13 protein-coding genes are annotated in these 11341 nt (G+C 67.4%); 8 read left to right on the forward strand and 5 right to left on the reverse strand.

The features are described from left to right. From RMO97_RS15495 to RMO97_RS15510, 4 genes are all read left to right on the forward strand, one after another. Positions 1 to 646 (forward strand): flagellar hook-length control protein FliK (locus tag RMO97_RS15495; RefSeq protein WP_310541942.1); only part of this gene is annotated, 646 nt, incomplete at its 5' end. A gap of 10 nt (positions 647 to 656) precedes the next feature. Beyond that, on the forward strand, positions 657 to 1370 hold the full coding sequence (locus tag RMO97_RS15500) for a flagellar hook assembly protein FlgD (RefSeq protein ID WP_310541943.1): 714 nt from the start codon (positions 657 to 659) through the stop codon (positions 1368 to 1370). Between the two features lie 57 nt (positions 1371 to 1427). Then, the gene (locus RMO97_RS15505; protein WP_310541944.1) at positions 1428 to 2819 is read left to right on the forward strand and encodes a flagellar hook protein FlgE; all 1392 of its coding nucleotides are present in this window, start codon (positions 1428 to 1430) and stop codon (positions 2817 to 2819) included. A gap of 167 nt (positions 2820 to 2986) precedes the next feature. Next, entirely contained in the window at positions 2987 to 3277 is a 291-nt protein-coding gene (locus RMO97_RS15510) for a DUF1153 domain-containing protein (protein WP_215341474.1), read from the forward strand. Positions 3278 to 3399: 122 nt separating this feature from the next. Here the strand turns inward: RMO97_RS15510 and RMO97_RS15515 are convergent, their stop codons facing one another. Further along, positions 3400 to 4695 carry a hemolysin family protein gene (locus RMO97_RS15515; protein WP_310541945.1) on the reverse strand — a complete coding sequence of 432 codons (1296 nt, stop codon included), beginning with the start codon at positions 4693 to 4695 and terminating at the stop codon, positions 3400 to 3402. Positions 4696 to 4853: 158 nt separating this feature from the next. Between RMO97_RS15515 and RMO97_RS15520 the strand changes: the two genes are divergently transcribed. Beyond that, entirely contained in the window at positions 4854 to 5252 is a 399-nt protein-coding gene (locus RMO97_RS15520) for a DUF5367 family protein (RefSeq protein WP_310541946.1), read from the forward strand. On the opposite strand, the gene RMO97_RS15525 is transcribed toward RMO97_RS15520, so the two are convergent. Continuing rightward, positions 5227 to 5610: a RusA family crossover junction endodeoxyribonuclease gene (locus RMO97_RS15525; protein WP_310541947.1), complete on the reverse strand. Its 384-nt coding sequence runs from the start codon at positions 5608 to 5610 to the stop codon at positions 5227 to 5229. The two genes, RMO97_RS15520 and RMO97_RS15525, sit on opposite strands and share 26 nt — an antisense overlap. Before the next feature lie 96 nt (positions 5611 to 5706). Here RMO97_RS15525 and fumC point away from each other — a divergent pair, with 96 nt between their 5' ends. Then, complete coding sequence (fumC, locus tag RMO97_RS15530) at positions 5707 to 7098, forward strand: class II fumarate hydratase (protein WP_310541948.1); 1392 nt, start codon at positions 5707 to 5709, stop codon at positions 7096 to 7098. Positions 7099 to 7107: 9 nt separating this feature from the next. On the opposite strand, the gene RMO97_RS15535 is transcribed toward fumC, so the two are convergent. Further along, positions 7108 to 8040: an iron-containing redox enzyme family protein gene (locus tag RMO97_RS15535; protein WP_310541949.1), complete on the reverse strand. Its 933-nt coding sequence runs from the start codon at positions 8038 to 8040 to the stop codon at positions 7108 to 7110. 99 nt (positions 8041 to 8139) lie between these two features. Beyond that, positions 8140 to 9111, reverse strand: a complete 972-nt coding sequence (locus tag RMO97_RS15540; RefSeq protein WP_310541952.1) for a polyprenyl synthetase family protein — start codon at positions 9109 to 9111, stop codon at positions 8140 to 8142. A 177-nt stretch (positions 9112 to 9288) separates the two neighbouring features. Here RMO97_RS15540 and RMO97_RS15545 point away from each other — a divergent pair, with 177 nt between their 5' ends. Beyond that, positions 9289 to 10029 (forward strand): methyltransferase, encoded by a 741-nt coding sequence (locus RMO97_RS15545; protein ID WP_310541950.1) that lies wholly within the window; start codon positions 9289 to 9291, stop codon positions 10027 to 10029. Here the strand turns inward: RMO97_RS15545 and RMO97_RS15550 are convergent. Further along, positions 10026 to 10313, reverse strand: a complete 288-nt coding sequence (locus tag RMO97_RS15550) for a zf-TFIIB domain-containing protein (protein ID WP_309627698.1) — start codon at positions 10311 to 10313, stop codon at positions 10026 to 10028. The genes RMO97_RS15545 and RMO97_RS15550 overlap by 4 nt on opposite strands. A gap of 300 nt (positions 10314 to 10613) precedes the next feature. On the opposite strand from RMO97_RS15550, the gene RMO97_RS15555 reads away from it, so the two are divergent. Continuing rightward, positions 10614 to 11341: TIGR02281 family clan AA aspartic protease (locus RMO97_RS15555; protein ID WP_310541951.1), on the forward strand; the 728-nt coding region annotated here is incomplete at its 3' end.

Here is an 11341-nt window from a genome sequence, read left to right on the forward strand (position 1 = left end):
CCTGGGTCCGGGGGTCGCCCCGACCCAAACCGCCGAGACCTTCGATTCCGGCTCCCAGGGAAAGCGTCAGGACGCCGGGCCGGCCGTGGAAGCCAAGGCCGACACCGACACCGGCCAGCCCGTCGCCCCCAATGTCGGTGACGCCGCCGCGACCGCCTCCACCTCGGCGCCCGTCGAGGGGCGCGCCGGTCCGCAGACCGTCGCCCACCTGGCCGCCCAGATCGTCAAGAAGCTGGAAGGCCGCTCCACCCACTTCGACGTCGCCCTCAACCCCGAAGGCATGGGCCGCGTGGACGTGCGCATCGAGATCGGCGCCCAGGGCCGGCTCATGGCCTCCATGTCCTTCGAGAACCCACACGCCGCCGCCGAACTGCGCATCCGGGTGGGTGAACTCCAGAAGGCCCTTGAGCAGGCCGGCTTCGACGTCAGCGGCGGCCTTCGCTTCGACGTCGCCGCTGATCGCGGCCATGGCCAGGCCGGTCAGGGCCAGCTCGGCCAGGACGCCCAGAACAACGGCGGCGCCTGGCGCGGCAAGGCCTTCCAGGCGGCGCTCGACAGCGCCGACCAGAGCGCCGACGCCGCGCTGTCGGGCGCTCTCAACCTCCAACGCCGGACCCTGATGTCCGGCGTCGACGTGCGAATTTAGGAAGCGTCAGATGGTAGATGCAGTTTCAAGTGTCGGTCAGACCGCCGCCCAGTCGGGCACCAAGCGGCTCGCCGAGAGCTTCGACACCTTCCTCAACCTGCTAACCACGCAGTTGAAGAACCAGGACCCGCTCTCGCCCCTGGACTCCAACCAGTTCACCCAGCAGCTGGTGCAGATGACCGGGGTTGAGCAGCAGCTCTACGGCAACCAGCTGATGGAAAAGCTGGTGGCCAACACCGGCAGCGGCATCTCCACCGCCGTGGCCCTGATCGGCAAGGATGTCACCGCCAACACCGCCGAGAACGTCATCAAGGACGGCAAGGCGACCTGGAACTTCAACCTCAACCGCGCGGCCGACGACCTGAAGCTTGAGGTCGTCGATTCCAAAGGCCGCACGGTCTACAGCGAGGCCCCGGCCGACATGAAGGCCGGCGATCACGCCTTCAACTGGAACGGCAAGGACGCCAGCGGCAAGCAGCTGGACGATGGCGGCCCCTACACCCTGAACGTCACGGCCAAGGACAGCGCCGGATCCGCCGTCATCTCGAAGGTCAGCATCCAGGGTGTCGTCACCGGCGTCGAGCAGGTCGATGGCAAGACCCTGATCACCATCAACGGCGCCAGGATTCCCTGGGAAACGGTCACCTCGATCAGCCAGGCCGCGGCGCCGACCGCCAAGACCGAAACCAACAATACCCTCGCCCCGGACGAAGCGGCCGCCTGAGGCGCTTTACGTCCCTAACCCTTTGCGACCCTCGCAGAACGAAAGAAGGCAACAACCATGAGCATCAACAGCGCTATGCTCGCCGGCGTCTCGGGCCTGGTGTCGAACTCGTCGGCCCTGGCCGCCATCTCCGACAACATCGCCAACGTCAACACCACCGCCTACAAGCGCAACCAGGTGAACTTCGCCAACGTGGTGACCGCCCAGGCGGTGAAGGGCCGCTATTCGGCCGGCGGCGTGCAGGCGGTGACCCGTCAGTTCGTCGCCCAGCAGGGTCTGATCACCAGCGCCTCCTCGCCCACCGACCTCGGCATCTCCGGCGACGGCTTCTTCGTCGTCACCCAGAAGGCCAATGGCCTGACGGCCGCCGACAACCGCTCCTTCACCCGCTCGGGCTCGTTCAGCGTCGACGCCGACGGCTTCATGGTCAACGACGCCAAGCTCTATCTGCAGGGCTGGCCCGTCGAGGACGACGGCACCATGGACATCAACCCGTCGGACCTGACCAAGCTCGAGCCGATCAACGTCAAGAACCTGGGCGCAGCGGTGCGGCCCACCGCCAACGTCGCGATCAACGCCAATGTCGACAAGCGCCTGCCCACGGCCCAGGTCGACCTCACCGCCTATGATCCGAACGTCCAGGCCACCAGCATGGCCGGCTACGCCGACGGCCAGAACACCATCTACAAGCCCGACTTCACCATCGAGATGAACGTGATCGACTCCACGGGCGGCTCGCACAAGATCGCCATGTCGTTCATCCACGACCCGGCGGTCACCAACGAGTTCCGGGCCGAGATCTACGCGATCCCCGGCTCGGAGATCGGCGATGGGACCACCTCCGGCCTGATCACCTCCGGCACCGTGCGCTTCACCGCCACCGGCCAGTTCGACAAGGCCAACTCGACCCTGTTCGGCGCCCTGGACGCCGATCCGCAGATCGTCCTGGGCGAATCCGACGGCGGCGCCGCCCCGGCGTGGGCCACGGCGCTTGGCATCGCCGGCCAAACCATCGACTTCGACTTCGACCGCCTGGCCTCGCGGCCGGGAACCTCATCGGTGACCCAGGTCAACTCGGACGGCGCCAGCGTCGGCAACGTGGTGGGTGTCGAGGTCGATGAGAACGGCGTGGTCTCGGCCATCTTCGACAACTCCGAGATCCGCCAGGTGGCCAAGATCGCGCTCGCCACCTTCCCCAACCCCGATGGCCTGACCCCGGTCAGCGGCAACGCCTACCGCCCGACGATCCAGAGCGGTGAGTTTGTTCTGAAGGAGCCGACGGTGGCCGGCGCCGGTCAGATCGCGGCCTCTACCCTGGAAGCCTCCACTGTCGACTTGTCGGCGGAGTTCACAGGACTGATCTCGACACAGAAAGCTTACTCCGCCTCTTCGAAGATCATCACGACCGCCGATCAGATGCTAGAAGAACTCATCAACATTAAGCGATAAGTCTTGGCGTTAATCGGCGTTAACTCGCGATGACATCTTAGACTGTACCGTTTTAGTACATGGGGGAGTGGATGATTAGGCCTTTTTTTACTATTGCGATTCACCGGCTGTTATGGCCTGCGTCGTATATTCCCTCCGAATTGTGATGGTGGGAAAGGCGTAAAGCCATGTTGCAACAACAACAGCAGACCCGGACGAACAGCCGCGGCGAGCCTTATGTGATCGGTCCGACGGGGGTTCCCCTGACGATCGCCGATCTGCCGCCGGTGGACACCGGGCGCTGGGTGATCCGGCGCAAGGCCGAGGTCGTCGCTGCGGTGCGTGGCGGACTGCTGACACTCGACGAGGCGTGCGAGCGCTACTCCCTGACCAACGAGGAATTCCTCGCCTGGCAGAAGTCTATCGACCGCCACGGCCTGGCGGGCCTGCGGACCACGCGCCTGCAACAGTATCGCTGAACTCAACTCCCCCCAGATTGATGTTCGCGATGTGGCCGCCCCGGGGAACCGGGGCGGCCACACCCGTTTTGGGGGGCGTTCGGCGCAGGTTCCGCCGGAAAGGCCGCACGATTTAGAGAGCTCTAGGGACGCCGTTGGGCCTCCCGGAAGATCAGCTTGTCAATCCGGCGGCCGTCCATGTCGACGACCTCGACCTCGTAGCCGCCGAACCGGAGAACCTCGCCCTCCGACGGGAAGCGGCCGAGCCTGTCGAGCACCAGGCCCGCCACCGTGTGGTAGCCTTGGCCCTCGCTCAGATCCTCGCCGATGATGTCACCAAGCTCGAACAGGTCGGACCGGCCATCTACCAGGTAGCTGCCGTCTTCGCGACGCAGGATGCGGGACACCGGCTCGTCATGGCTCTCGTTGAAGTCCCCCGCGATCATCTCCAGCAGGTCAGTGGGGGTGACGACGCCCTCCAGACTGCCAAACTCGTCGACGATGAACGCCATGTGGGTCTGCGAGGCCTTGAAGAGCTCCAAGGTCTTCAGGACCGTCGTGGTTTCCGGGATGTAGAGCGGCGCGCGCACCATGCTCTCAAGATCGAGGGGCTGGCCCGCCAGCAGCGCGTCGGCGACCTGCGCCTTGTGGGCGACCCCCACGGGGTCATCGACACTCCCGCCCCGCGAGACGACGAACCGGGAGTAGGGACAGGTGCGAATATCGTTGCGAAGCACCTCATCGGGATCGTCGAGGGACACCCAGTAGACCTCCCGGCGCGGGGTCATGGCCACGCGAACCGGCCGGTCTCCGAGACGCATTACCTCGTGCATCATCGCCCGCTCCTCCGGCTCGATGATCCCGGCGCCCGCACCCTCGGCCAGGACCGTCTCCACCTCCTCCTGCGTGATGACGTCGCCCTGCACATCCTTGATCCGCAAGATCATCAGGACGGCGGCCGTCGAGCCGGTGAGAAAGGTCACGAACGGACCCATGCCGGCGGCCATCAGGGTCAGGGGCCGCGCCACGATCGCCGCGATGGTTTCCGGCATGAGCAGCGCCAGGCGCTTTGGCACCAACTCGCCGACGATCAGCGAGAGGTAGGTCAACACCACCACCACCACACCGGTGGATATCGCCTCCGAATAATCGGCGAACCCCGGGACGTTCTCGAGGATCTTGTCAAATTCGGCGGCGATGGTGGCCTGACCAAATGCGCCGGCCAGGATGCCGATAAGGGTGATGCCGACCTGGACTGAGGAGAGGAAGCGGGTCGGATCCTCGGCCAGCAGCAGGGCCGCCGCCGCGCCCTTGTCTCCGCGCTCGGCCCGGCTCTGCAGCTTCTGTTTGCGAGACGAGACGACCGCCAGCTCGGACATGGCGAAGACGCCGTTCAAGACCACCAAAAGGAGGACCACGGCGGAGGCGAGGAGAAGCATTGGTTGGAGGCTCAGACGAGGCTGTCCTGCAGCCCCTCTGAAACATAACGCGCTTTGCGAAGGCCGGTGAACGATTCAGCGTGAGGCCGCGCCCACACCGGGCCCCTGGCACGAGTGTCGCACGGCCCTGGCGAAACAAGGGCGTGGAGGGGTTGGGCGTGTCGAAACAGGACGGAATGTGGTTCGGGCTGGCGGGCGCCCTGGTCTGGGGCGCGGCGACGCTGTTCTACGTGGTCTTCGCCCGGGGCGTCATCGAGCACGCCTTCTGGTTCTACGTCGTCAACGCCGCCCTGGTGGCCATGGCGCTGGGGCTGTTCTTCCACATCACTGTGCGCTTCCTGGCCACCCCCCGCCGGCGCCGCCGGCTCGCGGCGCTGATCTTCGCCGCTCCGGGGCTGGTGGGCGCGATGCTGCTGGGCCTCAACTTCTCGACCTTCCTGCCGCAGCTGCCGCCGGAGAGTCATGGCCGCTACGTCGCCCTGGTCCTGGTCAGCTACGCCCTGATGATGGTTTTCGCCCTCGAGACGAGACCTAAGCGGAATTCGGCCAGGGGCTGAGATCCGACAGCTTGCGGATGGTCACGGCGATCCGCTCCCGTTCGCCGGCGCGGCGCTCCACCAGCAGCCGCGCCACCTGGGCGTCGTCGTGGAAGGCGTAGCCCTTGATGGCGTCCAGGATCGCCTTGGCCAGGTTGTCGAGGTCCATCCAGGGTGGGTCGCCCACATATTCCATGACGATCTCCACCGAGAACTCGCCCCAGGCCGGGCGCGATCCGCGCCAGGCCTTGCGGAAGAACTCGTGGATCAGCGGCTTGTAGACCTTGGCCTGGGTCGACAGGCCGTCAACCATGACCTCCATCACCCCCTCGCTCTCGCGGGCGCGCACCTTGGCGTGATGGGTCCAGCCGTCGTCCATTGAGCCTCTCTTAGACAGCTTTGTCCGGCGCCAGAACCCTTGCGCTCCCGTCTCGCCCGTTTAAACCGGCGCATCGACCTGACAGGAGGCCAGACCATGACCGCGACCCGCACCGAAACCGATACCTTCGGCCCCGTTGAGGTCGCCTCCGACGTCTATTGGGGCGCCCAGGCCCAGCGCAGCATCCAGAACTTCAAGATCGGCTGGGAGAAGCAGCCTAAACCGGTCGTCCGCGCGCTCGGCATCGTCAAGCGCGCCGCCGCCGAGGCCAATATGGAGCTGGGCCGCCTGGATCCGGTGATCGGCGCGGCGATCGTCGCCGCCGCCCAGGAGGTGATCGACGGCAAGCTGGATGACCACTTCCCGCTCTCGGTCTGGCAGACCGGCTCGGGCACCCAGTCGAACATGAACGCCAACGAGGTGATCTCGAACCGCGCCATCGAGATGCTGGGCGGGGTGATGGGCTCCAAGACCCCGGTCCACCCCAACGACCACGTCAATATGAGCCAGTCGTCCAACGACACCTATCCCACCGCCATGCACATCGCCTGCGCCGAGCAGGTGGCCAAGGAGGTGATGCCGGCGCTCGAGCACCTGCACGCCGCGCTCAAGGTCAAGACCAAGGCCTTCGACCACATCATCAAGATCGGCCGCACCCACACCCAGGACGCCACGCCCCTGACGCTGGGCCAGGAGTTCTCCGGCTACACCCAGCAGATCGCCAACGGCGTGCGTCGCATCAAGGACACCCTGGCCGGCCTCTATGAACTGGCCCAGGGCGGCACCGCCGTCGGCACGGGCCTGAACGCCCCGATGGGCTTCGCCGAGCTGGTGGCGGCCAAGATCGCGGCCATCACCCGCCTGCCCTTCATCACCGCCCCCAACAAGTTCGAGGCCCTGGCCGCCCATGACGCCATGGTCTTCAGCCACGGCGCGCTGAACACGGTAGCCGGCAGCCTGTTCAAGATCGCCAACGACATCCGCTTCCTGGGGTCTGGCCCGCGGTCTGGCCTCGGCGAGCTCTCCCTGCCGGAGAACGAGCCCGGTTCCTCGATCATGCCGGGTAAGGTCAATCCGACCCAGTGCGAGGCCCTGACCATGGTCTGCACCCAGGTGTTCGGCAACAACGCCGCCATGACCTTCGCCGGCGCCTCGGGGCACTTCGAGCTGAACGTCTTCAACCCCGTCATGGCCTACAACTTCCTGCAGTCCTGCCGCCTGCTGGCCGACGCCTCCATCAGCTTCACCGACAACTGCGTGGTGGGGATCGAGGCCCGCGAGGACAACATCAAGGCCGCCCTGGATCGCTCCCTGATGCTGGTCACCGCGCTTGCGCCGAAGATCGGCTACGATGCGGCGGCCAAGATCGCCAAGACCGCCCACAAGAACGGCACCACCCTGCGCGAGGAAGCCGTCGGCGGCGGCTACGTCACCGACGCCGAATTCGACGAGGTTGTGCGGCCGGAGAACATGATCCACCCGGGGTGAGGCTGGCGCCTACTCCGCCGCGTAGACCAGCGGGTGGGCGTGGGCCCAGAGGTGGGCGCGGTAGGTTTCGAAGCACTGCTCGCCGCAGATCAGGCGCATGACCGCGCCCTCGGCGATGTATCGGGCGCACTCCGGCGTTTCGGTCACCAGCGGGATAAGCGCCTCCGCGTTCCACGCCTTCGAATGTTCGACGTCCAGGTGGGCGTGCAGGGCGAAGTACTTGCGGCCCTCGGGGCTCACCCCCAGGCGTTTCAGGCCGGCGTCCACCGCGCTCACGCGGGTCGGCGCGGTCAGCTCCACGACGCCCAGGGCGCCGATCGATTGGTAGGTATATCGTCGGGTGGTCGCGAAGGCCGTCATCACATTAGCCAGGCACAGGGACTGCCACAGGGTGGAGTCGATGGTCGGGTGCAGATCCAGGCCCTTGGTGGTGCGCTCCAGCATCGGGCTGTGCATGCCGGCCTCGTTCCCGCGGCCCATCTCGTCCCAATAGTTGCGGGCCAGCTCCAGCTTGGGGCGGGACGGCAGCTTCACCTGGGTCAAGGCGACGAGGTCGTCGAATCCTGCCTCACCCGCCGCCTCCTGGGTGAGGAACCAGCGCATGTCGTGGAGGCTGGCTTCGTTTTCCAGCCAGGCGAACAGCGGGTCCCACTGGCCAGGGCCGCAGGTCTTGAGGTCTTCGAACCAGGCGATGAAGCCGTCCGGGTCAGTCGGTACAGCCGCCACCATCGGCGCGATCTGCTCGCGGAAGGCCTCGATGAACGAGCCTTCGAAATGCTTCATCCGGGCCTCTTCGGCCACCTCGGCGCGCCAGTCGTCCGACGGCGTCCCCACCGCCATCCGGCGATGGTTCCAGTGGGCCAGCCCCTTGTGCAGGGCCTCGGCGTCCGGAAACTGCGGGTTAAAGGCGCCGAGGCGCGACAGACGTTCACCACCAAACACGAAACACTCTCCCTCTTGGCCAGTAGGAGCGTCCGACAGGCAGGCAGGTTCCTATGCCGAGAGCCCGACAAAGCAACCTATCACCGTTGGGCCGAAGCGTCAGCGCAGGCGGCTGACCGCGAAATCGGCGAGGTCTTCCAGCGCAGGCCGCCAGCTGTTGCTGGCCGGGAACTCCGCCAGTTCGCCCTTGGCCTTGCCGGCATATTCGGCGGCCAGGTCCAGGGTGGCGTCCAGGGCGCCAACCCCGGTGATGAGGTCGCGGGCCCGCTCGAAATCGCCGTCGGCCTGTTCCAGCCGCGCCACCGCACGGTCCCAGAACGCCTTCTCGGCCGCGCCGGTCCGGGCGATGGCCAGCAGCAGGGGCAGGGTCGCCTTACCTTCGCGGAAGTCGTCGCCGGGATTCTTGCCCAGGTCCTTGCTGACACCGCTGTAGTCCAGGCTGTCGTCCACCAGCTGGAAGGCGACCCCCAGGTCCTGGCCATACTTGCGCAGGGCCAGGCATTGTTCGGGACTGGCACCGGCGGAGACCGCGCCGGCCTCGGCCGCGGCGGCGAACAGCTCGGCCGTCTTGGCCTTGATGATCTCCAGGTACATGTCCTGGTGCAGGTTCAGGTCGTGGGCGCGGGTCAGCTGCAGCACCTCGCCCTCTGCGATCACCCGGCTGGCGCGCGCCAGGATCTCCAGGGCCTGCATGGAGCCGGCCTCGACCATCAGTTCGAAGGCGCGCGCGAACAGGAAGTCCCCCACCAGGACGCTGGCCGGCGCGCCCCAGATCAGGTGGGCGGCGACCTTGCCCCGGCGAAGCTCCGAGGAATCCACCACGTCGTCATGCAGCAGGGTGGCGGTGTGGATAAACTCCACGGCTGCGGCCAGCTTCAGGCAGGAATCGTCCTGGGCGCCCGACAGGCGCGCCGCGGCGATGGTCAGCAGGGGCCGCAGCCGCTTGGCCGAGCCGCCGATCAGGTGTTCGGCCAGGGCCGGGATCACCGCCACCGGGCTCTGCATCCGATCGCGGATCAGGGCGTCGACGCCGGCCATGTCGGGCTGCGCGAGTTCCATAAGGCCGTCGATGGAGGCGGGCTTTCGGGTGACCGGGGCGCTGACTGCGGCCACGAGGACTCCTGGTCTAGGCACGGCGATACGGGGGGACCGCCGTTTGCGGGGACAATGGTGACGCGATAAGGCACGGTCAAGGAGAGCACAACGCCCCACCGTGCCGATATGGCGATTACGAGTCAGCAAGCCGACATGGACGCAACACCCGAGGACCGGCTGCTGGACGGTCGCGTGCGCCTGCGTCAGGCGCCGGACGGCTACCGCGCGGGCATGGACGCCGCCCTGCTGTCGGCCGCCTGCGACGCACCGGACGGCGCCCGGGTGCTGGACGCTGGCTGCGGGGTCGGCGGCGCCCTGCTGGCCGCGGCGGCCCGGCGTCCGGCGACCCTGTTCGTCGGGTTGGAGCGCGATCGCGCCGCCGCCGCCCTGGCCCGGGAGAACGTGGCGCTGAACGATATGGCCGCCCGGGTGGAGATTCTGGAGGGCGACGTGGCCCTGCCCTTCAAGACCCTGGGCCTGGCCCCCTTCGACACGGTGATGGCCAACCCGCCGTTCTTTGACGACCGCGGGGCCCTCCGGGCGCCAGCCCCCGCCAAGCAGGGCGCCTGGATGGCCGATGGCGGCCTCGAGGCCTGGACGACCTTCCTGCTCAAGGCGGTGCGCGAGGGCGGGAGCATCACCCTGATCCACCGCGCCGATCGCCTGGCCGACATCCTGGCCCTGCTGGCGCCCAAGGCGGGCTCCTTCCAGGTCCGGCCCATCCACGCCCACGCCGACGCGCCGGCCAAGCGGGTTCTGATCCGCGCCCTCAAGACGGGCAAGGCGCCGCTGCGGCTCTTGCCGCCCCTGGTCCTGCACCCGCGCGAAGGCTCCAAGCACACCGCCGAGGCCGAGGCGATCCTGCGGGGCGAGGCGGCGCTCGGCTGGCTCTAGTCGAAGATGTCGAACAGGTCGAAGCGCTTCTTGCGCCGGTGGCTGGGGTGACGGTGGTCATCGTCGTCGTCATAGTCGCGCCGAGGACGCTCGGGTTCGCGCCAGATGCGCGGCGCGGCGGTCTCCTGGGCCGGCGCGTCCCCACGCCCCGCCGCGATCAGCTTCTCAAGCTCCCCACGGTCCAGCCAGACGCCCCGGCAGGACGGGCACATGTCGAACTCCACGGCTTGCCGGCTGACGGCCGACATCGAGGTGTTGCAGTTGGGGCAAAGCAGCAGAGGCATCGGATGGGGCGCTCCATGACATCTGTTCAAGGGAACGGGTGCGCCCGAAGACCGGGACCGAGGACTGGGGGGCCAAACCTTCTAGGACCCAGCATCGAGCGCACCCGATGCAGTCCGACATCGCGATCCGCTCGGGGAGGAGAGCTGTGGATCGCCAGAGGGGCCCGGCCTGCGACCCTTGAGCTAGGTAGGCCCCGTGCATTTGGGAAGGGTCAGGGCCGTCTTTTTTTGAACGCCCCCTGGCGGGCGGCGGCGTGCGCCGTCTAACCTCCGCGCGCGGAACTCGCAGACGGAGCGTGCGTGACCGGACCTTGGCAGCCTGACGAGAACGAGCCGCCTCAGCGCAGCGTGACGCCGTTGCGCCTGCTGATCTGGCTCGCCGGCCTGGCCGCGGTGATGCTGGGGGTGTGTGGCCTGCTGCAGGCGTTCCCAGGCGCCATCAGCTCGCCGGAGGACTGGGCCTGGGTGGGCTGGGGCGTCTTCATGATGGCCCTGTTCTCCACCGCCATGCTGGACGTCGGCCGTATCCGCTGGGCCGAAAAGGCGCGCCATGCCGCGATCTGGGCCGGCATTGTCGCGGTGCTGATCCTGGCGGTCAGCTACCGTGCCGAGCTCGCCGGGGTGGCCCAAAGAGTCCGCATGACCCTGTCGCCCTCCTATCCCGTCGCCACCGGGCCGCGCGAGCTGGTGGTCAGCGCCGGCGACGGCGGCCACTTCCTGGTCATGGGCGAGGTCAACGGCCAGCGGGTCCGCTTCCTGGTGGACACCGGGGCCAGCGAGACGGTGTTGAGCCCGGCCGACGCCTCCCGGATAGGGATCGATCTCGCCGCCCTGACGTTCGACCGGGCGTCGGAGACCGCCAACGGCGTGGGCTACGGCGCGGCCTTCCAGGCCGACAGCCTGTCGGTGGGAACCATCACCTTCCGCGACATGCCCATCATGATCAACCAGGCCCCGATGAGCAGCTCCCTGCTCGGAATGACCTTCCTGCGCCGCCTGGAGTCCTTCCAGGTCAAGGGTGACAGGCT

The organism is Phenylobacterium sp., from assembly GCF_031425575.1.
In the GTDB taxonomy this organism is placed as follows: Bacteria; Pseudomonadota; Alphaproteobacteria; order Caulobacterales; family Caulobacteraceae; genus Phenylobacterium.

Excerpts from the sequence above, each read along its gene's own strand:
- RMO97_RS15500 (WP_310541943.1), top strand. The coding sequence starts at position 657 with ATGGTAGATGCAGTTTCAAGTGTCGGTCAGACCGCCGCCCAGTCGGGC.
- RMO97_RS15505 (WP_310541944.1), top strand. The coding sequence starts at position 1,428 with ATGAGCATCAACAGCGCTATGCTCGCCGGCGTCTCGGGCCTGGTGTCG.
- RMO97_RS15510 (WP_215341474.1), top strand. The coding sequence starts at position 2,987 with ATGTTGCAACAACAACAGCAGACCCGGACGAACAGCCGCGGCGAGCCT.
- RMO97_RS15515 (WP_310541945.1), bottom strand. The coding sequence starts at position 4,695 with ATGCTTCTCCTCGCCTCCGCCGTGGTCCTCCTTTTGGTGGTCTTGAAC.
- RMO97_RS15525 (WP_310541947.1), bottom strand. The coding sequence starts at position 5,610 with ATGGACGACGGCTGGACCCATCACGCCAAGGTGCGCGCCCGCGAGAGC.
- fumC (WP_310541948.1), top strand. The coding sequence starts at position 5,707 with ATGACCGCGACCCGCACCGAAACCGATACCTTCGGCCCCGTTGAGGTC.
- RMO97_RS15545 (WP_310541950.1), top strand. The coding sequence starts at position 9,289 with ATGGACGCAACACCCGAGGACCGGCTGCTGGACGGTCGCGTGCGCCTG.
- RMO97_RS15550 (WP_309627698.1), bottom strand. The coding sequence starts at position 10,313 with ATGCCTCTGCTGCTTTGCCCCAACTGCAACACCTCGATGTCGGCCGTC.